The organism is Siphonobacter sp. SORGH_AS_0500 (assembly GCF_031453245.1).
Lineage (GTDB): Bacteria > Bacteroidota > Bacteroidia > Cytophagales > Spirosomataceae > Siphonobacter.
The window spans coordinates 1,615,629-1,637,393 of the sequence record NZ_JAVIYT010000001.1 but is presented as its reverse complement, the minus strand read 5'-3'; the positions used below and the strand labels follow the sequence as shown (position 1 = coordinate 1,637,393).

Annotated in this window: 19 protein-coding genes; 10 read left to right on the top strand and 9 right to left on the bottom strand. The window is 44.7% G+C overall.

Annotated elements, in window-relative coordinates:
- Positions 1 to 138 precede the first annotated feature (138 nt).
- Entirely contained in the window at positions 139 to 2,079 is a 1,941-nt protein-coding gene (nagB, locus tag QE357_RS06740; protein WP_106635407.1) for a glucosamine-6-phosphate deaminase, read from the bottom strand.
- A gap of 115 nt (positions 2,080 to 2,194) precedes the next feature.
- Positions 2,195 to 3,016 (bottom strand): DNA-formamidopyrimidine glycosylase family protein, encoded by an 822-nt coding sequence (locus QE357_RS06735; protein ID WP_309706489.1) that lies wholly within the window; start codon positions 3,014 to 3,016, stop codon positions 2,195 to 2,197.
- 77 nt (positions 3,017 to 3,093) lie between these two features.
- Here QE357_RS06735 and QE357_RS06730 point away from each other — a divergent pair, with 77 nt between their 5' ends.
- Positions 3,094 to 3,918, top strand: coding sequence for a TIGR02757 family protein (locus QE357_RS06730; protein WP_309706488.1), 825 nt, complete (start codon positions 3,094 to 3,096; stop codon positions 3,916 to 3,918).
- Positions 3,919 to 4,129: 211 nt separating this feature from the next.
- Here the strand turns inward: QE357_RS06730 and QE357_RS06725 are convergent, their stop codons facing one another.
- The 4 genes from QE357_RS06725 to QE357_RS06710 form a co-directional block, all read right to left on the bottom strand.
- Positions 4,130 to 5,599, bottom strand: coding sequence for a tetratricopeptide repeat protein (locus tag QE357_RS06725; protein WP_309706487.1), 1,470 nt, complete (start codon positions 5,597 to 5,599; stop codon positions 4,130 to 4,132).
- A gap of 87 nt (positions 5,600 to 5,686) precedes the next feature.
- The gene (locus QE357_RS06720; protein ID WP_307142484.1) at positions 5,687 to 6,442 is read right to left on the bottom strand and encodes a zinc ribbon domain-containing protein; all 756 of its coding nucleotides are present in this window, start codon (positions 6,440 to 6,442) and stop codon (positions 5,687 to 5,689) included.
- Between the two features lie 90 nt (positions 6,443 to 6,532).
- A complete protein-coding gene (locus tag QE357_RS06715; RefSeq protein ID WP_309706486.1) occupies positions 6,533 to 7,633 on the bottom strand; it encodes a Nif3-like dinuclear metal center hexameric protein in 1,101 nt (366 codons plus the stop codon).
- Positions 7,634 to 7,676: 43 nt separating this feature from the next.
- Positions 7,677 to 8,201: a DinB family protein gene (locus tag QE357_RS06710; protein ID WP_309706485.1), complete on the bottom strand. Its 525-nt coding sequence runs from the start codon at positions 8,199 to 8,201 to the stop codon at positions 7,677 to 7,679.
- Positions 8,202 to 8,455: 254 nt separating this feature from the next.
- Here QE357_RS06710 and QE357_RS06705 point away from each other — a divergent pair, with 254 nt between their 5' ends.
- The 3 genes from QE357_RS06705 (at position 8,456) to QE357_RS06695 (ending at position 12,060) form a co-directional block, all read left to right on the top strand.
- Entirely contained in the window at positions 8,456 to 8,881 is a 426-nt protein-coding gene (locus QE357_RS06705; protein ID WP_309706484.1) for a response regulator, read from the top strand.
- 417 nt (positions 8,882 to 9,298) lie between these two features.
- On the top strand, positions 9,299 to 10,666 hold the full coding sequence (locus tag QE357_RS06700) for a glycoside hydrolase family 88 protein (protein WP_309706483.1): 1,368 nt from the start codon (positions 9,299 to 9,301) through the stop codon (positions 10,664 to 10,666).
- Between the two features lie 428 nt (positions 10,667 to 11,094).
- Positions 11,095 to 12,060, top strand: a complete 966-nt coding sequence (locus QE357_RS06695; protein WP_309706482.1) for a helix-hairpin-helix domain-containing protein — start codon at positions 11,095 to 11,097, stop codon at positions 12,058 to 12,060.
- Positions 12,061 to 12,116: 56 nt separating this feature from the next.
- Here the strand turns inward: QE357_RS06695 and QE357_RS06690 are convergent, their stop codons facing one another.
- Positions 12,117 to 12,839 (bottom strand): TIGR00730 family Rossman fold protein, encoded by a 723-nt coding sequence (locus tag QE357_RS06690; protein ID WP_309711334.1) that lies wholly within the window; start codon positions 12,837 to 12,839, stop codon positions 12,117 to 12,119.
- Positions 12,840 to 13,069: 230 nt separating this feature from the next.
- Between QE357_RS06690 and rpiB the strand changes: the two genes are divergently transcribed.
- On the top strand, positions 13,070 to 13,498 hold the full coding sequence (rpiB, locus tag QE357_RS06685; RefSeq protein ID WP_307142478.1) for a ribose 5-phosphate isomerase B: 429 nt from the start codon (positions 13,070 to 13,072) through the stop codon (positions 13,496 to 13,498).
- A gap of 87 nt (positions 13,499 to 13,585) precedes the next feature.
- On the opposite strand, the gene QE357_RS06680 is transcribed toward rpiB, so the two are convergent.
- Entirely contained in the window at positions 13,586 to 14,989 is a 1,404-nt protein-coding gene (locus tag QE357_RS06680) for a DUF6427 family protein (RefSeq protein WP_307142477.1), read from the bottom strand.
- A gap of 269 nt (positions 14,990 to 15,258) precedes the next feature.
- Between QE357_RS06680 and rbfA the strand changes: the two genes are divergently transcribed.
- Together rbfA and QE357_RS06670 are read left to right on the top strand one after the other, a co-directional pair.
- Positions 15,259 to 15,639, top strand: coding sequence for a 30S ribosome-binding factor RbfA (rbfA, locus tag QE357_RS06675; protein WP_307142476.1), 381 nt, complete (start codon positions 15,259 to 15,261; stop codon positions 15,637 to 15,639).
- Positions 15,639 to 16,925, top strand: a complete 1,287-nt coding sequence (locus QE357_RS06670; RefSeq protein WP_309706481.1) for an FtsX-like permease family protein — start codon at positions 15,639 to 15,641, stop codon at positions 16,923 to 16,925. The genes rbfA and QE357_RS06670 overlap by 1 nt, the downstream gene beginning before the upstream one ends.
- Position 16,926: 1 nt before the next feature.
- Here the strand turns inward: QE357_RS06670 and QE357_RS06665 are convergent, their stop codons facing one another.
- A complete protein-coding gene (locus QE357_RS06665) occupies positions 16,927 to 17,685 on the bottom strand; it encodes a biotin--[acetyl-CoA-carboxylase] ligase (protein WP_309706480.1) in 759 nt (252 codons plus the stop codon).
- Positions 17,686 to 17,856: 171 nt separating this feature from the next.
- Between QE357_RS06665 and rsfS the strand changes: the two genes are divergently transcribed.
- The 3 genes from rsfS (at position 17,857) to QE357_RS06650 (ending at position 21,425) form a co-directional block, all read left to right on the top strand.
- Entirely contained in the window at positions 17,857 to 18,249 is a 393-nt protein-coding gene (gene rsfS, locus QE357_RS06660; protein ID WP_307142473.1) for a ribosome silencing factor, read from the top strand.
- A gap of 159 nt (positions 18,250 to 18,408) precedes the next feature.
- The gene (ftsH, locus tag QE357_RS06655; RefSeq protein ID WP_307142472.1) at positions 18,409 to 20,448 is read left to right on the top strand and encodes an ATP-dependent zinc metalloprotease FtsH; all 2,040 of its coding nucleotides are present in this window, start codon (positions 18,409 to 18,411) and stop codon (positions 20,446 to 20,448) included.
- A 158-nt stretch (positions 20,449 to 20,606) separates the two neighbouring features.
- Positions 20,607 to 21,425: a UDP-2,3-diacylglucosamine diphosphatase gene (locus QE357_RS06650; RefSeq protein WP_307142471.1), complete on the top strand. Its 819-nt coding sequence runs from the start codon at positions 20,607 to 20,609 to the stop codon at positions 21,423 to 21,425.
- The last annotated feature ends 340 nt before the right edge of the window (positions 21,426 to 21,765 follow it).

Below are 21,765 nucleotides of genomic sequence, written 5' to 3'. Positions count from 1 at the left end.
GCCTAAAAAAACTGTACTACACAGTAGTATAAATACGATCTGGAGGTCCTTTTGGTTTATCTTATAGGATAAAAATAACGAAAAACGCGACGAAATCACGAATGATGTCGTCGCGTTAACAAATATCAACTCTATTCCTTAGTATTTCCAGCGTACAAAAGCTTCCACAGCTTCATACTCCGCTAACCCCAGTTTGTTGTATAAATTCGCCGTTGCCTGGTTCCGATCTTCTGCTCGTTGCCAGAATTCACGGGAATCTGTACCCTGATACACAACACCATCTTTTTGTGACTGGTGTTTGAAAATACCGTGACGTTTTTTCAATACCTGATCAGGAGACATGGGAACGGCCATTTCGATCATATCGATTGCCCATTCATCCCAGGCACCTTTGTATAACCATACCCAGCAATCCTTCATGAACGCTTCGTCTTTCAAACGACGAACGGCTTCCATTACCGCATCCAGACAAACTTTGTGCGTTCCGTGTGGATCGGCCAGGTCGCCGGCAGCGTAGATTTGATGAGGTTTGATTTCACGAATCAGATCCATCACAATTTGAATATCTTCTTCGCTCAGTGGTTTTTTCTGCACTTTACCCGTTTCATAGAAAGGCATTTTCATGAAGTGAGCATTTTCAACCCCATTTCCTACGAAACGGCAGGTTGCTTTTGCTTCACCTTCCCGAATAATTCCTTTTACTTGACGAACTTCAGGCGTATCACTTTCTGAGTCTTTTTTCGTCCGCAGGTGTTCCGCAGCATTTTTGAAGATTTCTTCTGCTTTTGGACTATCGATGCCAAACTGACGGTTATAATCCACAACGAAATCAATGAAACGCATGGCTTCATCATCCGCTACGGCAATATTACCAGAGGTTTGGTAACCTACGTGAACCTCGTGTCCCTGATCTACCAGACGCTGGAACGTACCACCCATCGAGATAATGTCATCATCAGGGTGAGGACTGAAAATCAGACAACGTTTTTGGGTAGGTAACGCACGTTCTGGACGATTGGTATCGTCGGCGTTAGGCTTGCCACCGGGCCAACCCGTAATCGTATTTTGTAATTGATTGAAGACTTCAATGTTCAGATCGTAAGCCTGACCTACCTGAGCCAGCAATTCTGAGAGTCCGTTATCGTTGTAATCACGGTTGGTTAACTTCAGGATGGGCTTATTCAGGCTGAGAGAAAGCGTAGTGACGGCTTTCTTAATCATGTTTTTGTCCCAGGATACCTCTTCCACCAACCAGGGCATCTTGCGACGGGTTAAGTCAGCCGCCGCAGATTCGTCCAGTACGAACTGTACGTTGGGATGTCCTTGCAGGTAACTGGCAGGAACCTGATCCGTTACCGGACCTTCAATAGCCTGGTGAATCATCTTCGCTTTGTGCTCACCCCAGGCCAGCAGGATTACCCGCTTAGCTTTCATGATCTGATTTACACCCAGCGTAATGGCTTTCTTAGGAACATTGGCCAGACCACCAAAATCCAGAGCGGCATCCGCACGAGTGGTTAAGTCCAGAGTCATCAGACGAGTGCGTGAGTTCACGTGAGAACCAGGCTCGTTGAAACCAATGTGACCATTACGGCCAATCCCTAATAATTGGAAATCAAGTCCGCCTAATTCGTCGATCTGACGTTCGTAGTTCTGGCAGAACGCAGGAATCTGAGCAGGAGACAGCGTTCCATCCGGAACGAAATAGTTATTCTTTGGAATGTCTACGTGATTGAACAGTTGTTCCTGCATGAAGCGAACGTAACTCTGCTGTCCATCAGGCTGCATAGGGTAGTACTCATCCAGGTTGAAGGTAATCACGTTGTAAAAGCTCAAACGCTCCTCGCGGTGAAGACGGATCAATTCTGCGTATACTTTCTTGGGTGAAGAACCAGTGGCTAAACCCAACACGGCAGGTTTTCCCTGTAATTGTTTGGCACGAATGATTTCGGCGATTTCACGAGCTACGGCTGCTGAAGCATCATTTGAATCGGCGTAAATCTGAGTAGGAATACGTTCAAACGCGATGGGCTGATTCAGCGTCGGAGCAGCTAATAACGTGTCTGTTTCGGGCAGCATGTGATTGGGATTAGGCTTAGTTTTACAACGCAAAAGTAAAGCATTTCCTGAACAACCCAGACACGTGAAGCCGACAAATACGGTATTTTTTAAAAAAATTTAATAATTTATTTTTTTACGTCATTTCCAGAGGCTGATCTACGGGACAGAAGTACGTGGTTCGCCCCCCTACCTTTGTAATTTGTAGCTTTTGATGACAAACCGGACATAACAAATGCTGCTTTGCGTCTGCATAAGGCGACACCGCCCACTCGCGGGCATGAATGATGAAACGTTCGGGAAATAAGGCATAATTAGCCTCGCAATCAATCGCCGTTTTTAGCACCAGTTGAATGGCTTCATGGAGATGCTTTACTTCCATTTCGTCCAGCGAAGCAGCCAGCCGTTCCGGGTGAATACGAGCCTGGAATAATACTTCATCAACAATCCAGTTACCAATGCCCGCAATCACCGACTGATCCAGTAACACCGGTTTAATAAATGCCTTTTTCTTCGCCAGCGTCGCCGCGAGCGTGGGAATGGAAATGGCCAGAGCGTCTGCTGCAATACGTTTTTTCCTAAGGTATTCCGGCACGTTCTCGACGATACCAATTCGCTCGAATTTTCGCGGACAGATAAAGGCCAGCTTATACCCCGTCTGAAAATAAAAGACGATTCGGGAAAAACGGGGGCGTTCTTCTTCGAATTGATAATAGGCCAGATCGCCCGTCATGCCGAAGTGAAAATGAACATAAAAACCACCATCGGTTTGCACAAAGAGGTTTTTTCCAATTCGCTCGGTTGCAATGAATTTCTTCCCGCGTAAGCTGGCCACCAGCAAATCATAATCCGTAGTTAATAGTTTGGTATCTTCTACAAATACATCCTGAATGGGTTGATTCAGACACGTTTCCTCAAAATAGCGACGATAAGTTTCGACTTCGGGTAATTCTGGCATGAGTTTAGGAAAATAATATCCGGGCGATATGGAGCTAAACGTGTAGCATTCAGCGATTGTTTCCCGAACTTTGTCCGATGGCACTTTTTGAAAAAACCGATACTCCCGACTGGCTTTATAACTTACTGGAAGAGAAAGTACAGCAGTATAACCAACCCAATTTTATTCCTAACGATCCGATTAGTATTCCGCATCAATTCACGAAAAAGCAGGATATTGAAATTATGGGTTTCTGGGCCGCCGTTCTTGCCTGGGGTCAGCGAAAAACGATTATTAATAAATGCAATGAACTGATTCGATTAATGGACGGAGCTCCCTATGACTTTATCCGTAATCATCAACCTACGGATTTAAAGCCTTTTTTACACTTTAAGCACCGCACATTCAACGCAACGGATACGCTATATTTCATTCACTTTTTCCAGCAGTTTTACGCCAAACATGACTCGCTGGAAGAAGCTTTCGTGGGGGAAACGCCTGTGAGCGTTCAAAAGAAAGAACCGATTCGGCACGCCGCTTTTCAAACGGAGCAGGCATTGGTGCGTTTTCATGAAGTTTTCTTTGGACTGGAAGATGCTCCCGCCCGCACCCGAAAGCATGTGGCTACTCCCGCCCGAAAATCATCCTGCAAACGCCTCAATATGTTTCTCCGCTGGATGGTTCGAAACGATACAAACGGGGTAGATTTTGGAATCTGGAATCAGCTTTCCCCCGCCGCTTTGGTTTGTCCCTGCGATGTGCACGTCGATCGCGTTGCCCGAAAATTAGGCTTACTCCATCGAACTAACACCGACTGGCAAGCCGCTTTGGAGTTAACCGAAAACCTACGCAGTTTTGACCCACAAGACCCGGCTAAATATGACTTTGCTTTGTTTGGCTTAGGCGTTGAAGGTGAGATGTAACTAAGTCTTAAGCTTGCTATGACGAGGAAGAGATGCGACGAATCACGTCTCTACACTATATTATTCTTAACTAAAAAATCCGGGGAGTTAACTTCCCGGATTTTTTAGTTAAGAATAATGGAAAATACAGTTCTTCTATTTATTTAATATCTATTCAGCTATAAAACCTAAATATCAACCCATTAACTAATAACTTAAAACTATCAACTACTCAGTAGCCCATCTCATTCAAGGCCGCCTTTGCCTTCCCATCCACTGAATTTTTAGATTCGTGTTTTTTGAAACTCATGGCTTTCTCAAAATAGCTTTTTGCCTTGGCTTTCTCATTGCGTAACTGATAAATATACCCTATCTGAAGGCAGGACGACGGAGCAAAATGCCAGTTTTGTTTCTCTCCTAACTCCACCGCCCGCAGGTACAAAGGCAGAGCCGCAACAAAATCGTTCATCCGGTGATAAATCCGGGCTTTGCGGTAATTAAACTCGGTTTGATCGTAAAGGTCCGTAAAGCTGGCTTCTGTCAGATTTTTAAGCATTCCCAGGGCCTGCTCGTAGTAACCCCCATCGCTGGCGAAACGAGCTTTCATTACCGCCCGCTGATTCGCCGTGAAGGTTACGTAAGGTTTATCACTGGCTTTTTGGGCCGTTTTGTCCGCTTCATTATTGGTTTCGCCAACGCTTTTTATTTTAGAAAAATAAGCCTGAGCCTGTTTACTGTTGCTATCCAGTTCGTAGCAAAGGTATTGTTTGTAATAGGCATCCTTAATGAAATTTCCAGAGTTATGCTGTTTCAGAAATTGCTGGTAAGCCAAGATGGCCTGGTCATAATCGCCTTTTTGCAGTAATATTTCACCTTTATGATACGTAAAGAAAGGAATAGAGAGGTATTCCCTGGAAGCAGGATGATTATTGGCAATCGCCAGGGCTGCTTCACCGTATCCTTCTTTCATTAAGATCGAATTGCCAAAAAACTGGATCAGCAGGTTATCGTCATTCTGATTCAGGAATTTTTGAAAGTCAGTAACTTCGCTTTTACTTAAACGCAAAACATACGCCTGCATCAGGTATTCTATTAACTGAGCTTCAGGTTTGAATAAAGGCTCTTTCACGGCTACCGAATGAATTTCCTGCAAGCCTTGCTGAATGTTTCCGCGTAAACCCAGCAATTTGGTAACCCAGCGGTAACTCTCGGGCGTGGAGCCAATCAGCACGTGCAACATTCCCAAAGCTTTCTTGTTGTAGGTGAACTGTGGGAATTTTTTAGCATTCTCGTCCAGCAGCTTATAGGCTTTAATTACATCCCAGGCTCCCGGTACTTCTTTGCCAAATTTGATCTTCACAAACGCCCAGTGCATTTTAATTTCGGCCCGCAAACAGCGATTCCAGGGTGATTCCTGATCCATATCCTCCAGCCGCTCCAGTCGCTGTTCTCCTTTTTTCACCAAAGCCTCGTACGAACGTCGGTCTTCCGTTAGCAGTAGGTATAACATATCAGCGTAATCATCCAGATACAGAGCTACGCCGTTGGTGCCGAGTTCAGAGCTTAACTCCTGCTGGCCTTTGGTAAGTTTCAGTTTAAAAATATCTAGATAAGCCTGCTGAGTTTTGGTATTCCATTCAAAATCAGACGAATATCCATGAAAAGATGCAAAGAAAAGGGTAAAGAAAAGTAGCCGTTTCATACCGTAGGGAAAAGGTTAAAACAAGAAAAACCCGTCGAATATTCGACGGGTTTAGAACATTTCAATTGGTGTTGCAGTACTTAAATATTACCGTCGTGAAGTAGTAGCAACCGTTACAGGTGCATCTTCAACGTCAGCTAAAATTCTACCACAGTGTTCGCAAATGATGAGTTTTTTCTTCTCGCGAATGTCAGCCTGACGCTGGGGAGGCACCACGTTAAAACAGCCGCTACAGGCAGCCCGGCGAACCGTAACTACCGCCAGACCGTTCGACGAGTTATCACGAATACGCTGATAAGCCACGCGTAAACGCTCTTCTACTTTCTCAGCCTGTTTTTCACGTTGCTCAGCGAGTTTTTTCTCATCTTCCTGGCTTTCACCCAGAATTACGTCCAGTTCTTTACGCTTCGCGTCCAGATCTTTCTTACGTTCTTCCAGAGCAGCCTGCGTGCTACGAATTTCTTCTTCTTTCAAACGTACTTTTTCGCTGGCCTCTGCCGTACGCTTGTCAGCCAGTTTCATTTCCAACTCCTGAAATTCGATTTCCTTGTTAATGGCATCGAACTCACGGTTGTTACGAACGTTGTTCTGCTGATCTTTATACTTAACGATTAATTTCTCGGCATCACGTTTCGCCTGGCGGTATCCGTGAATTTCCGAATCGAGTGTATCGATGGTATCCTTGTGACGTTTGATGCGGGTTTCTAATCCGATAATGTCGTCCTCAAGATCCCGAACTTCTTCAGGCAAATCCCCACGAATTTTCTTGATTTCGTCTAATTGAGAATCTATGGCCTGTAATTGGAGGAGAAAATCGAGTTTTTGAGCTACCGTTGCTTCCATGAATGAGAGTTTCGAATCTATAGTTTCCAGTTTCTAGTTTAAAGACTTAAGCAGGTAATTGCTGTACTTTAAACTTCAGACTGTACACCATTACACGAAATAGTGAACCGGATTGGTGTCAGTTTTAGACAAAAGTGTCGCAAAATTAGGGAAATTTTTCGTTAGAATCTCACTTAGAAGCTCTTTCGTGAAAACTTCGCTCTCATAATGCCCAATATCGCAAATGATGAGCCGATTTTCAGCATCGAAAAACTCATGATATTTGAAATCTGCGGTTACAAATACGTCTGCCTGATGGCGTACAGCATCTTTCAGTAAAAAACTGCCCGCCCCTCCACAAACAGCAACTTTTTGCACCGTTTTGTTCCGTAAAGGCGTATGCCGAATCACGTTCAGTTGCATCTTATTTTTAAGATACGCCAGCCAGTCCATTTCTGACAGGGGTTCGGGTAACTCACCTATCGCACCAGAGCCCACGGTTTGATCTTCGTTTTCGAGCTGGTGGAGGTAATGAGCCACTTCTTCGTACGGATGGCTTGCCCGCAAGACCCGCATGATCGAGCTTTGCAAATGGGCCGGAAATATCACTTCAATCCGGTGTTCGTTTACCTCCTCGGTTTCGCCCGGTTTCCCGATAAAAGGCTGAGCAGATTCCGTAGGTAAAAACGTGCCCGTTCCTGATGTACGGAAAGAACAGTTTTTATAATCCCCGATCTGTCCAGCTCCTGCCGCATACAATGCCTGCAATACCTGAGTGGTGTATGCTTCAGGAACAAAAGCGGTAAGTTTCTGTAAAGTCTGTGGTTTGGGCGAAAGTACCTGAATATTAGTCAGGCCTAACTTCTCCGCAATTTTCCAGTTCACGCCCCCTTTTACGCTGTCCAGATTCGTGTGAATGGCGTAAATAGCGATGTCATGCTTGATGGCTTTAATAACTGTTTTCTCAACGTAATTCTTTCCGTTGAACTTTTTCAAGCCTTTGAAAACAATGGGATGATGGGCTACGATCAGGTTACAATTCCGCTCAAGGGCCTCATCCACAATTTCCTCCGTACAATCCAGACTTACTAATATATTCTGCACTTCCTGACGGGGATCTCCCACAATCAGGCCGGCGTTATCGTAACTTTCCTGATAAGCCAGCGGTGCTTTTGATTCGAGTAATCTCGTAACTTCCTGTATGGTAATCATAGGATCTAATCTTCATTACTCCTTCCTGTCTCTACTTTCTTGCTTAAACCAGCCCGTATCGTTCAGCCAGGACATTCAAATGATGTCGCTCGTGTCCGGCAATCATGGTAACCAACGCTCGGGCAGATAAAGGATAGTTACTACAAACGCCCATTCGAGTCTGATCTGCTTCCGTAAAAGTCTCGAACAGAGCAACATTACTTTGCCGGGTAAGTCTGTAAATTTTAACTAAACTTGCAAGTGTCATGTCACCAAAGTGGGAATAATGCATATACTCATCCTGATCGAAACCGGGTAAGCTTTGTTTTTCACCCCGGGCTATACACAAAGCACGGTAGGCAAAAACCCGTTCGGTATCAATCATGTGTCCCAGCACTTCTTTCAAACTCCACTTTCCTTCGGCGTAGCGATAGTTCCCCTGCTCTGGGTCTTGCAGAGACTCGTATCGGGTCAATAACTCGTCTGCCTGATTTTGAAGGCATTCCAACACATTTCCTTCCGAAATTAAGGTGATGTAACCCGAAGGAAGGCTATTTTGAGGGTACTCTGAAAACGATGGAATATTCATAAGTTATCAAAAACAATCGAAGCAAAGGTAAGAAAAGGATTAGCTTTCGATTTCATGTTTTATTCAGGAAGCAATGGCTAAGTGAGAAAACCATTCCCCGACCAAATGGTTCTATGTATAGTTGTCTATTATTTCTACACGATTACCATAAAATATGTTCGGAATGATACCCAGTTTAGCTACGGTATATTTTTTTGCACTTTTATACTAATTAGGCTCTTCATGCCCCTTTTTTCTATTAATGCGTAGCTTTTATGATTGACAATTCTAGCCTGCATATTTTACTAGCCGACGACGACGTAGACGATCAGTTTCTCGTTAAAGAGGCCTTTACTGAAGTTAGTAAAAATGTTCAGTGCGAATCTGTTAGTTCTGAAAAAGAATTGTTTGCCCGGCTGGAATCAGGAAATCATTTACCTGACTTAGTAATACTGGACTGGAACCTGCGACCCGGTGCGGGTTCGGACATCGTCCAGAGTATTCGCAGAAACCCGGTTACTTCATCCCTTCCCATTCTGGTCATGAGCACATCTTCCGTGACGGAAGACATTAAGCTGGCGTATTTGCAGGGAGCTAATTCTTATATCATTAAGCCTTCCAGCTATGCCGATCTGGTGAGGACCTTTGCCAGCCTTTACGATTTCTGGGCAAATATTGTCAAGCTACCGCCTCATAACTAATCAGTAGGCTATCTATTTATTGTACGCATACCTACATTTTTTAGGTATATAGTCTTAATTATTACCTAAAAACTATCTTATTCTGCTACTTATCGAACATTTCATACCAATGGACGAAAAAGGAAACCCTTTTTTTACTACCACTATACATTTGTATCACAAGTCAATTAATCAAATGGCGGTTTGATGATTGATCTTTGAGTATTACAAAGATTAGTCCATGGCGGTGGAACTAATTTACTCTAATCGAACCCATCCAGCTTCCTGAGCTCGATGGGTTTTCCTTTTTCATTCTTTCCTTTCTTTTCTCTTCTAAATGCCTGAAACATTTGAAACAGGGGTTTCTAAGGGACTCTTCTGCTTTTCAAGTCATTCCATAAAACTACGCCTCCTAAGGTCTACGTAAACCTCTAAACTATGCAATTAGCTATACGCCTAGCCGGACTCACGTCCATTTTCGTAGCCTCCGTGGCGATTCCTTCCTTCGCTCAACGAAACGAAACCAAAGCAACTGACGCAGACACCCCCCTCCATTTGCTTCAGCCCGATTATCCGGTTCCTTACGGTTTGGTTAGCATTGAAAATACAACCAACGTTTTAAACCGCGTTTACGATTACTTACAGCACGTAACGCCCGCTCAACTCGTTGATAAACAAACCAATAAGACCATCACCGACTACTCCAAAATAGATGCTCATTCAACCTTTGCCAAAGCAGATTTTCGCTTAACGAGTTACGAATGGGGAGTTACCTATGCTGCTTTCTTACAAGCCAGCGAAGCCACCGGTGATCACAAATACAAAGCCTATACCGACGAAAGACTCCGATTTCTGGCCGAAATTGCTCCTCATTTTCAGCCTTTATTAACTGCCGACCCCAAAAATCGACTGGCGATGCGAGCCTTTCTGGCTCCACACGCTCTGGACGACGGAGGTGCTCTAACGGCTGCCATGATTAAATCGCTACGGGGAGGAAATACGGCTTCGTTACGCCCATTAGTGGATCACTTTCTGAATTACATCCTGACTAAGGAACATCGCCTCAGCGATGGCACGCTGGCCAGAAATCGTCCGCAGGCTAACTCGCTTTGGCTGGATGATCTGTTCATGGCCGTTCCCGCCATTGCTCAGATGGGCAAGCTAACGGGTGACAAAAAATATTATGATGAGGCGGTAAAACAGGTACTGCAATTTTCAAAGCGAATGTTCAATCCCGACAAAGGCTTGTATATGCACGGCTGGGTGGAAGGCATGACGGCTCATCCACAGTTTCACTGGGCACGGGCTAATGGCTGGGCTATTCTGACGAAGGTAGAATTACTGGAAGTATTACCCGAGAATCATCCCCAGCGAGCCAAAATTCTGGAGTTACTGCGGGCTCACGTTCAAGGATTAACTTCTTATCAGTCGGGATCGGGTTTCTGGCATCAGCTCATTGACCGCAACGATTCATACCTGGAGACTTCCGCTACGGCTATTTATACCTATTGCATTACCCGGGCCATTAACAAAGGCTGGATTGATAGATTAGCCTATGCTCCTGCCTGCCTGCTGGCCTGGAATGCCGTGACAACTAAGGTTAACCCGAAAGGACAGGTGGAAGGTACCTGCGTAGGAACAGGCATGGGCTTTGAACCCGCTTTTTATTACCACCGACCCATTAGTCCATACGCCGCTCATGGCTATGGCCCCGTGATTCTGGCGGCTTCTGAAATTATTAACTTACTGAAAAAGAATCAGTTTGAAATTAATGATAGTTCCGTTCAGCTATTATTGAAAAAGTAACTCCGAACGGGACTTACCAGTAATGGCTGACGGGGTTTGAGAGACCTTCTGTAGAAGGACGGTGCTGGACTAGAAAATTTCCCCGAAAACCAAGTAACAGACTTAGGAGAGAACGGCAGGTTTTACCTGCCTTTGCTGTAGAAACGAAATGGAATATCGTACCAGAAGAGGATGTCTCTACCTGTCATCTCGAACGAAGGGAGAGAACTTCTGTAGAATGGGGCGATGCTGAGGCTAATAAAGTTTCCCAAAAACAAAGTAACAGCGTTAGGAGATGACGGCAGATTCTACCTGCCGTCATTACTAGGAACGAGATGGAATCTCGCACCAGTGGAGTCATAAAGCTAAATACAAGTACTATTACTTATTTCCCGGCAACCATTTTTGCAGGCTCATCTTCTTACTTAGGCCATCCAACCTTTGTTTTGATGAAGCCTAACCTAAATCGCTGGATTCGTGATTATTTCGGATTTAGCTCTTCTGAATCGCGGGGATTTCTCGTGCTCCTTTTCGTAATAGCCGGATTATTACTAACGCCCTTTCTCCTTGATTTTCTACCCGATAAAGTTCCTCCAGCCAACGATTCTCAAAAGCTGGATTCTGTGGTAGCACAGTTGGAAGTTTCAACACCAGAAGAATATCCTTACGAAATAAAAGAAAAGCATTCGCGACGCTCTGATTACCACTCTGAAAAAGCCGTTTCGGTACGTCTGTTTCCCTTTAACCCGAATACCATTTCTGCAGAACAGTGGCAGCAATTAGGGTTACCCCGCTGGATGGCCGAACGAATTCTGAAATACCGGGCCAAAGGGGGGGCTTTCCGAAAAAAAGAAGATTTACTCCGCATTTATGATTTTCCCCGGGATACCTATCAGAAACTTGAACCTTACATTCAGTTACCTGAGCTAGCCAATACTAAGTCTTCCGATTTTGCCCCCTCACCTAGCCTTCCTGCTTCAACCCTTCCTTATTCTACCAGTCCTAAACGGGAAAAACTAACCCGTTTTGACTTGAACGAGGCTGATACCTCACAGTTGAAAAAAGTGTACGGCATTGGCTCCAAACTAGCCAGCCGGATCATCAGGTTTCGGGACAATCTGGGCGGTTTTGTTCGGGAAGAACAAATCAGAGAAGTCTGGGGGCTCGACTCGACAGTAGTGCTGGAGTTGTTAAAACACGGTCATATCTCCAATCCTACTACCATCCGAAAAATTCGCATTAATGAGGTGAAAGCCGAAGAATTCCGGCATCCGTATTTGAAACCTTACGTTGCCAAAGCGATCATGGCCTACCGAAATCAGCACGGGGCTTTTCGTTCTGTAGCAGACCTGAAAGCGGTGAAGCTACTGGACGAACAAACCCTGAAAAAATTGGAGCCTTACCTGGCCTATTAAACCAACAAAAGAGGCAACCTTGCGGCTGCCTCTTTTTATAACTGAACGAATTTCAACTAAAAATTAGGTTTGAGCATATACCGGGAATAGAAACGCTGAATGACTTCAACGGCCTCGTCTGCGGTATCTACAACGTTGAATAAGTGTAAGTCCTTGGGATTAATGTAACGGTTTTCTTCGCACATGGTCGTCTTTAACCAGTCTATCAATCCGCTCCAATACGATCTACCCACCAACACAATCGGGAACCGACCAATTTTCTGGGTTTGAATCAGGGTTAAGGATTCAAATAACTCATCCATTGTTCCGAAACCACCGGGCAGGGCAATGAATCCCTGAGCGTATTTCACGAACATTACTTTTCGCACGAAGAAAAAATCGAAATTGATGCTTTTATCGTGGTCAATATAAATATTGGGCTGTTGCTCGAAAGGTAGTTTGATGTTTAATCCAACTGACTTACCGCCGTTTTCTTTTGCCCCTTTATTACCGGCTTCCATGATACCGGGACCACCGCCTGTGATTACTCCATAACCCAGATTTACCAGCTTGGCGGCAATTTCTTCCGCCATCTTGTAGTGAGGGTGATCCGAGCTGGTACGAGCTGATCCAAAAATCGATACGCAGGGACCAATTTTAGCCAGCCGATCAAAGCCTTCCACAAACTCAGCCATTACTTTAAAAATGACCCAGGAGTCGGCACTTTTAATCTCGGCCCAGTCATGATTCTCGAAGGCTTCACGAATCCGAGCTTCATCTTCCGTGACCGCCGGATTCATCAATGATACATCGGTCAAAGGGTGGATATTTTCTGTATTTTCGGGCACCGGGGGCAATCCGGTGGGCTTAATTCCATTTACTTCTGACATAATCTACTCGTTTACTTGAACATTTCTTGATCGATACAAGGGTTTTGATTGAAGGCCCGTACTTTTGCAAAACGGGAAGGATATAACGATAATCCGACGCGTAATGTTGCAGTTTTTACTTAAACTTCCGAATATCTTCTATGAAAATTGCTATTGGCTCCGACCACGCAGGTTTTGACTATAAAAAACGTCTGGCAGATTACTTAGCCAAAGAAGGACATGAAGTAACGGATTTCGGGACCTATTCAACCGATTCCGCCGATTATCCCGACTTTGCTCACCCGGTAGCTTCTTCCGTAGAAAATGGCGAAGCTGATTTTGGCGTCCTGTGCTGCGGTAGCGGTCAGGGAGTTACGATTACGGCCAACAAACACCAGGGCGTTCGGGCGGCTCTGGTCTGGGATCGTGATCTGGCGGAGTTATCCCGTCAGCATAACAACGCAAACGTCATTTGCATTCCCGCTCGCTTCATCGCGTATGAATTAGCCGAAGGTTGCGTCAAAAAATTCCTGGCAACGGAATTTGAAGCCGGTCGCCACGCCACCCGAGTAGGGAAGATTAGTTGCTAATGATTGATCATAGAAAGGAGTCGGACTTATTACATTTCTCTTCCCTGAGCTATAGTAATAAGTCCGACTCCTTTCTTATTGAGTGATTTACACCCGACGATAAATGCCCTTTTCAATTTCCTGGTACCGTCGGGCAAGAGCTGGAATTCGCTTGAACAACGTCGGAACCAGGTTTTTTCGATCAATCAGATACTCAGGAGGGTCTTTCTCAAAGTTTCTGAGAATGTTAATAACGTTGTTATAGTTGTTCAGATTTTCCAGATCAAAACGGGACAAATTCCAGTTTAGATACGCCGTTGCTGGGTAGTTATCCAGATACTCTCCCATGCTTTCCCCAAAGACCAGAATTTTCTTATTTTTAATCTCGGCGGGTAATCGAACGGGCTTTACCGTCAGGTTTTCCAGTTTAACAATGCTATTGGAAAAAGCGGGCATTAATGTCAGGTAAAACAATACGCCTACCCCTCCCGCAAAAACCACCAGCATTAACTCAGGAATCCATCTTTTACGAGTATACGTTTCGAAGAAATAAACGGTAAAATACGCCAGCCCCGGTGTGAAAATCACGAACTGCATGGGAGCCAGATAAGACATTAACCCTACCGATAACAGACATCCTCCCAGATACAGAGCTACTACCTGCTGCACCCGCGACTGAAAATTGGTATAACGACCATAATTAAGAATCTTGAGAAACCCGAGTACCGCAAAAATGACAGGCAGGGCAATAACGGCCAGCAAGGTCTGAAAATCGTTTAGGTCGTATTGCCGAATCTGGAAGATGATACTTAAAAAATTTCTCGTGAACGCTTCATAATGTCCATCCAGATAGAAGTATAGGTTGACAATGACAATCGGAAACAGAAACCCTAATACATTGATGATGTGCTGACGAAAACTGGCCCCGCTGTATAATAATAATGATAAAACGACCCAGAGGATAAACACCATCGAAGGCGGATAAAACAGGGTGGCAATGCTGATATAAAAGCCTACTTCCAGTAACTCGTCTTTAATGCCCTCTCGATCCAACTGCTTTAATAAGGTTCCCAGAGCCAGCAACAGGAAGGTAGTAGCCATCAGGGCCGGCGAAAGCGTGGTGTAATCAAAGGAAATATTCATAATGACCAGGTATATAAAACCTGGCACGTAATTCCGTTCTGGAAAGATGCTTTGCCGACTCATAATCAGGTTAAAATAAATAACCTGAAAAGCCGTAATGATATAAGCCAGAAAGTGATAACTTATTTCTGAACGCCCAAAAATCCAGTGCATACCAGCGTAGGCCATTGCCGACAAAGGAGCCGTACTATCCCAAATCTGTTCGTATAGGATATATCCTTTACTAAGTTGCTCGCCCAGCAGGGTCCACTGCATTTCAGGAATCAGTAGGGGCGTGTTTCCCAGTAACACCGGAATTCGAACGAGAAACAGGATAATTAAAAGTATAAAAATCTGATAGGCCGCATTTACTCGAAAAAAACTAAGCAAAACCGTATGACGTTAGGATACGTAATGACAAAACCAGATGGTCTGATTCTTTAGGTAACTTCTCTGGAAAAATTAAGCCGAAAGCCCTACCTTTCTTTACCCGAAACCCACGCTTCAGACCTAATTTTTTCAAAATTAACCACTCAATTCCGAAACCTACGCTATCTTACCCCAAGTCAGCCGGAAAATTCGGATATTTGTAGCCGCGTGGCCTTTTTGAGGATTCAGCAGGATTCCTTTAAGTCCGCCATAACGCATAAGTTTATAGTATGGAATCAAAAAGACAACAGAAGTTTGCCCGGCAAGTACAAAAAGACCTGGGAGATATTTTTCAGAAAGAAATGCGTAATCAATTTGGTAACGCATTTATTACCATTACCGATGTAAAAGTAAGCCCTGATCTGGGCCTGGCCCGGGCGTACCTGAGCTTCCTGCTCACAGACGATAAGGATCAGCTTTTGAAAAATATTCAGGAAAAGACCAAGCAAATCCGTCAGATCCTGGCGAATAAGATTCGTAATCAGGTTCGTGTCATTCCCGAATTACAATTCTTTCTGGATGATACGGCAGAATACGCCGCCAAGATGGATGCTCTATTTTCGGGCATTGTTATTCCTCCTGCGTCCGAAGATGACGCTGAAGAAGAATAATGTTTTTGATTAGTCCGGTTGGTAATCCTGACCGGACTGATCGTTTTATTGACTATTACTTCTGGAGTTCCGGCATGAACCTGCCCTTACTGATTGCTCGCCGTTATTTTCTTTCCAAGAAAAAGACTTCTTACATTAACCTGATTGCCATTATTTCCATGCTGGGTGTTTGCATCGGGACCATGGCTTTGGTAGTGGTACTTTCCGTTTTTAATGGCCTGGAAGATTTTAACCGGCAATTATTTAAAACGCTTGATTCCGATCTTCGCATTATCCCGGCTAAAGGAAAAAGCTTTACGGTCAGCGATTCTCTCTGGACGAATTTGAAAAAAATTCAGGGCATTGAACACATTACGCAGGTGTACGAAGAAAATGCTCTGGTGCAATACCAGGATCATCGCACTGTAGCCACGATCAAAGCGGTGGATGATAATCTCTCCACGCACCCGGAAATGGATACGACCCGTATTGCCGGAAGCCTGCAACTGCAAAGTCAACACCAGAATTTTGCCGTTTTAGGCGTGGGTGTAGCTCGTATGCTGGGAGTTAGTCCCGAAGATCCGCTTACGGCCCTGGAAATTTGGTATCCGCGTAAAAACGCCAATCTTGCAGCTCCGGGTCTGGAGGCATTCAACGAAGCTACCATTCAGCCGGGCGGCATTTTTAGCATTGAACAAAGCATCGACGATCATTATATCTTCGTTCCGCTTCGGTTTGCAGAAGATTTATTTGAAACGGAAGGAAAACGTACTGCTCTGGAGTTTAAGGTAAAACCTGGCCTGGACGTCGAACCGATCCAAGGGGAAATGCAGCGGATTGTAGGTGAAAATTTTAAAGTCCAGAATCAGGATGAACAGCACGCTAGTTTATTTCGAGCCATTCAGATTGAAAAACTATTTGTTTTCATTACCCTAACGCTCATCATTGCCATCGCTTCTTTCAACATCTATTTCTCGCTCTCTATGTTAGCGATAGAGAAAAAAGCGGATGTAGCGACGTTACTTGCCATGGGTGCCTGGCCGGGACTCATCCGACGTATTTTCCTGGCCGAAGGGGCTCTGGTAGGATTCAGTGGAGCCATTGTCGGCCTGGTGCTGGGCGTTGCTTTGTGCTGGGCTCAGGAAGAATACGGCTTTGCCAAAATGCAATTGGTAGGATCGCTGGTTGATGCCTACCCCGTTCGAATGCAGATTCAGGACTTGATTGGCACTGTCATTGCCCTCATTATCATTACGCTGGCGGCCTCCTGGATGCCCGCTCAGAAAGCCGCCCGTCAGGAATTATAACTTATTGAACAAAGGAAATTTCTTTAATATCGAACAGTCGAACATCGGTTTCTGTTTCTACCTGCAATTGCCCAAACTCAGCTACGCCGATAATTTGACCATTAAAAGTTTTTCCTGACGTATCCTGAAAGCGATGCCATTCTCTGAAACGGTACAGCCGCTGGAGGTATTCTATTTTTTGCTGGTTATAGCTTCCGTCTTTCAAGGCCAGATACCGCTCTTCCAGCCGATTGCATAACTGTAACAGCAAAGCCTCCAGTGAATATTCCTTACCTGTAATCTGCCGAACGGAAGTAGCTGTGGTCATGGAAAAACTTAACTGATTAATATTCAGACCAATACCAATCACAGAACCGGTCAGGTGGGTACCCATCAGGGAATTTTCGATTAATACACCCCCTAACTTTTGATCTTTGTAATAGAGATCATTGGGCCATTTTAGCTTCACTCCGTCGTATAGTAACTCCGTTAAGAAATCATGGATTCCCAATGCGACGGCAATGCTAAGACGAAATTGCTCGGTAGCTCGCAAAAAAGTAGGATGAACGATAAACGAAAAAGTAAGGTTCTCCCCTGTATTGGTCCTCCAGACATTGCCACGCTGACCCCGCCCCGCCGTCTGCTCATCCGTCACGTACAACGTACCTTCGGGGGCATCATTACGCAAAGATTCGGCGGCCAAGTCATTGGTTGAGTGACAACTTGGCAGATATATAATTTTTTGCCCGATAAATTGGGTCTTAGGATAGGATTTGTACAATTATTTTTAGTTTTAAGGGAGTAAATTTACGAATCAAACGTTATAGTAAGGATAAGACACTTCATAAGTGCCGATTTTCGCCTTAATTCGTAACCTAATAGCAAATCTTGATTCGTAATGGCTAAAGCTTTCGAAAACTCTCTTAGCCATGAAACGATAATCTTTTGAAGAATGATTGAAACTGCAGAACGCGTAAAGCAAAATGACATCCCGGCGGAAGATATCTGCCAACTAGTAGTGAAGGGCATGCAGGAGAAGAAGGGTGTGAACATTATTGTTCTAAACCTAAAAGGAGTAAAAAATGCCATTGCTGATTACTTTGTCATTTGCTCAGGAAAATCCGATACCCAAGTTGACGCACTTGCTGACTCGATTGACGAGGAAGTACATAAGGCTTCCGGTGTGAATCCATGGCACCGGGAAGGCAAAAACCAGAAAGAATGGATTCTTCTCGATTATGTGGACGTAGTGGCACACGTCTTTAAACAGGATCGGCGAGATTTTTATCGTCTGGAAGAGCTTTGGGGCGACGCGGAGATGACGGTTATCGAAGACGAGGCCTGATTTTTGCCGCTTACCCCTAAATTCTGCCATTCGACCCAAGTTGAATTTAGGCATGAAACCATTCCTTCAACTTGGGAAGTTACTAACACACCTCTGGACTTCGTTCCAGTTTGATTTATCGCCGACACACCATCGGTATCTTAGAAAGAAAGACAGAATATGGCTGAAGAAACCTCAAATAAACCCAAGCTACCAAAGCCCCCCCGCCGTCCAGGTTTTCAGGGTTGGCTTGTTGCGGGTTTGGTTGTTGCGATCATTACTATTATGGTCGTAAGTAAAAATAGTGGCGTTCGAAGAATTAAAATGAAACAATACTTCGAAATGGCCGCTAAAAACGAAGTAGATCAGACGGTTGTTGTTAATGACAAACTGGTAGAAGTTACCCTGAACCGGGAAGCTCTCCAGAAACCTGAATACAAAGGTCTTACGAGTGAAAAAACGTACTTCCCATCGACTCCCGGACCCCATTTTGCGTTCCCGATTCCGTCTACCGAAATTTTCAATGATGACGTAAAGGAATTTAACAAAGTACACCCTAACAATCAGATCGATTACACCGTTGATGAGCGGGCAGGCCTGGTTGAATTTTTCTCAACCTGGGGCTTACTGATTCTGATCGTGGTAACGATGTATTTTATGATGAGTCGCGTGACTGGCGGTGCTGGTCCTGGTGGACAAATCTTCAATATTGGTCGTTCGAGAGCTACGTTATTTGACGCAGAAAACAAAGTAAAGATCACGTTTGACGATGTGGCAGGTCTGGATGAGGCGAAGGAGGAGATCAAGGAAATCGTAGAATTCCTTAAGAATCCTAAGAAATTCACGGATTTGGGGGGTAAAATTCCGAAAGGTGCTTTGCTGATTGGCCCTCCAGGTACAGGTAAAACCCTGTTAGCGAAAGCGGTGGCAGGTGAAGCAGGCGTTCCTTTCTTTTCTTTGTCAGGTTCTGACTTCGTAGAAATGTTCGTAGGGGTAGGTGCTGCTCGGGTACGTGACCTCTTCAAACAAGCGAAAGAAAAAGCTCCCTGTATCATCTTTATTGATGAGATTGATGCGGTAGGTCGTTCGCGTGGACGCGGTGCCATGCCCGGTGCTAATGATGAACGTGAAAACACGCTGAACTCGCTGCTGGTAGAGATGGATGGGTTTGCAACAGATTCAGGGATTATCATCCTGGCTGCCACCAACCGTCCTGACGTTCTTGACTCCGCCCTGATGCGTCCGGGTCGTTTTGACCGTCAGATTTCTATCGACAAACCCGATATTATTGGTCGCGAAGCAATCTTTAAAGTACACATGTCCAGCCTGAAACTGGCGGCTGATGTAGTAGCAAACAAGCTGGCTGCTCAGACTCCTGGTTTTGCCGGTGCTGAAATCATGAACGTTTGTAACGAAGCGGCTCTGATTGCCGCTCGTAAGAACAAACATGCGATCGACATGCAGGACTTTCAGGATGCCATGGACCGTGTGATTGGGGGTATGGAGAAGAAGAACAAGATCATTTCTCCGCACGAAAAGAAAATTGTGGCTTACCACGAGGCGGGTCACGCTGTAGCAGGCTGGTTCCTGGAACATGCGGATCCCCTGGTTAAGGTAACCATCGTTCCCCGTGGGGTGGCGGCTTTGGGTTACGCTCAGTATTTACCGAAAGAGCAGTTCCTGTACCGCACCGAGCAATTAATCGACGAAATGTGTATGACCCTGGGTGGTCGTGCTGCCGAGGAAGTTGTTTTCGGTAAGATTTCGACGGGTGCTTTGAGTGACCTCGAACGAGTAACCAAAATGGCTTATTCTATTGTAACGGTTTACGGTATGAATGAGAAATTGGGTAACATTTCGTTCTACGACTCCAAAGGAAACAATGAGTATTCCTTCAACAAGCCTTATTCAGAAGAAACTTCACGGATCATTGATGAAGAAGTTCGACTGATTGTAGATGCCGCTTACGAACGCACGAAGGCTTTGTTAACCGAAAATCTCAAAGCTCTGGAAATCATTGCTCAGCAATTATTAGATAAAGAAGTGTTATTCCAGTCTGATCTGGAAGAACTGATTGGCAAACGTCCGTTTGAGCAGGAAACTTCTTATCAGGCTTATATGAAAGGAAAAGAGTCAGCTCCGACGGAAATTCCCGAAGATGCTACTCCCGATAACTCAGAAGTAGTTCCTACCGAAGAGCCAACGCCATCCGCTGAATAAGCTAACTTTATCCATAAAAAAGCATTTCTGGCCTAATAACCGGAAATGCTTTTTTTATGACCTCAGGTAAGCTATATTCTATCCAGTAAAGTGATACTTCTGGCAAAGCTCTATCTTTGTCTTTCCATCAGCGTTGTTTTACCAATTTTCCCGTTCTAATGAACGAAATTCAGCTTCTCCCCCATAAGAAAATATTCTTTGCCTCTGATTTCCACTTAGGTAGTGTCCCTCTGGATCGTAGCGTTGCTCGCGAAAAGGCCCTTGTTCGCTGGCTTGATCAGATCAAATCAGAAGCTCAGGTGATCTTTCTGGTAGGTGATATTTTTGATTTCTGGCATGAATACAAAGAAGCCGTTCCGAAAGGTTACGTCCGATTTTTGGGAAAACTAGCTGAATTAAAAGACGCGGGGATCGACATCCAAATTTTTACGGGTAACCATGATTTATGGATGCGGGACTATTTCCCTACCGAATTTGGCATTCCCGTTCACCGCAAACCCATCGAATTTAAAGTGACCTCAGCGGGTAAAGAGACTCGTTTCATGCTGGGTCATGGCGATGGATTAGGTCCGGGAGATTATGCGTATAAGCGGGTTTTGAAGCCCATTTTTACGAACCCTGTTCTTCAGTTTTTCTTTCGCTGGTTACATCCAGATGTGGGTATTACGCTGGCTTATCGCTGGGCTCACCACACGCGGGCTTCAAAAGCAGGTAAACCTCATGAGTTTTTCAAAAACGATGAAAGCGAATGGATTTTTCTGTATTGCCGCGAAATAGAATCCCAAAACCATCACGATTATTATGTCTTCGGCCATCGGCATTTGATTTTGGATATGCAGGTGTCACCCACCAGTCGTTACATTAATATTGGCGAATGGATTTATACCCAGTCCTATGCTCACTTTGATGGTAAGGATTTTACAATGGCCATTTTTGAGAATGATCCTTCTCTTTTAAAGGCGGCGAATCATAAGTGATTTTCAGTACTTATTTGCTGCATTTCACCCCAAGCTCACCTATTTGACTTTGCTTGGGTTGTTTCTTTCTGTATGCAAAATCAGTAGGCCTCTTTTGTTGGAGAGGAGAAAACTCGTTTATCTCTGTCATCCAGAGCGAAGCGAAGGACCTTACTGAACCTGCGGCCCTATTCCCGCCATGGCTGGTGTATCACCTGTCATTTGTACGCAAACCCTAGTTGGTGAGCCCCCAATCACGGCGTAACTAACTTAATAACCCCAAATCCATCCCATTCTACCTACAGTTTCTCCCTTCGTTCGAGATGACCGTGAGGGTTAACTAAATAGTGCGAGATTCCAT

Coding starts and splice junctions, on each gene's coding strand:
- nagB (WP_106635407.1), bottom strand. CDS start 2,079: ATGCTGCCCGAAACAGACACGTTATTAGCTGCTCCGACGCTGAATCAG.
- QE357_RS06735 (WP_309706489.1), bottom strand. CDS start 3,016: ATGCCAGAATTACCCGAAGTCGAAACTTATCGTCGCTATTTTGAGGAA.
- QE357_RS06730 (WP_309706488.1), top strand. CDS start 3,094: ATGGCACTTTTTGAAAAAACCGATACTCCCGACTGGCTTTATAACTTA.
- QE357_RS06725 (WP_309706487.1), bottom strand. CDS start 5,599: ATGAAACGGCTACTTTTCTTTACCCTTTTCTTTGCATCTTTTCATGGA.
- QE357_RS06720 (WP_307142484.1), bottom strand. CDS start 6,442: ATGGAAGCAACGGTAGCTCAAAAACTCGATTTTCTCCTCCAATTACAG.
- QE357_RS06715 (WP_309706486.1), bottom strand. CDS start 7,633: ATGATTACCATACAGGAAGTTACGAGATTACTCGAATCAAAAGCACCG.
- QE357_RS06710 (WP_309706485.1), bottom strand. CDS start 8,201: ATGAATATTCCATCGTTTTCAGAGTACCCTCAAAATAGCCTTCCTTCG.
- QE357_RS06705 (WP_309706484.1), top strand. CDS start 8,456: ATGATTGACAATTCTAGCCTGCATATTTTACTAGCCGACGACGACGTA.
- QE357_RS06700 (WP_309706483.1), top strand. CDS start 9,299: ATGCAATTAGCTATACGCCTAGCCGGACTCACGTCCATTTTCGTAGCC.
- QE357_RS06695 (WP_309706482.1), top strand. CDS start 11,095: ATGAAGCCTAACCTAAATCGCTGGATTCGTGATTATTTCGGATTTAGC.
- QE357_RS06690 (WP_309711334.1), bottom strand. CDS start 12,839: ATGAATCCGGCGGTCACGGAAGATGAAGCTCGGATTCGTGAAGCCTTC.
- rpiB (WP_307142478.1), top strand. CDS start 13,070: ATGAAAATTGCTATTGGCTCCGACCACGCAGGTTTTGACTATAAAAAA.
- rbfA (WP_307142476.1), top strand. CDS start 15,259: ATGGAATCAAAAAGACAACAGAAGTTTGCCCGGCAAGTACAAAAAGAC.
- QE357_RS06670 (WP_309706481.1), top strand. CDS start 15,639: ATGTTTTTGATTAGTCCGGTTGGTAATCCTGACCGGACTGATCGTTTT.
- rsfS (WP_307142473.1), top strand. CDS start 17,857: ATGATTGAAACTGCAGAACGCGTAAAGCAAAATGACATCCCGGCGGAA.
- ftsH (WP_307142472.1), top strand. CDS start 18,409: ATGGCTGAAGAAACCTCAAATAAACCCAAGCTACCAAAGCCCCCCCGC.
- QE357_RS06650 (WP_307142471.1), top strand. CDS start 20,607: ATGAACGAAATTCAGCTTCTCCCCCATAAGAAAATATTCTTTGCCTCT.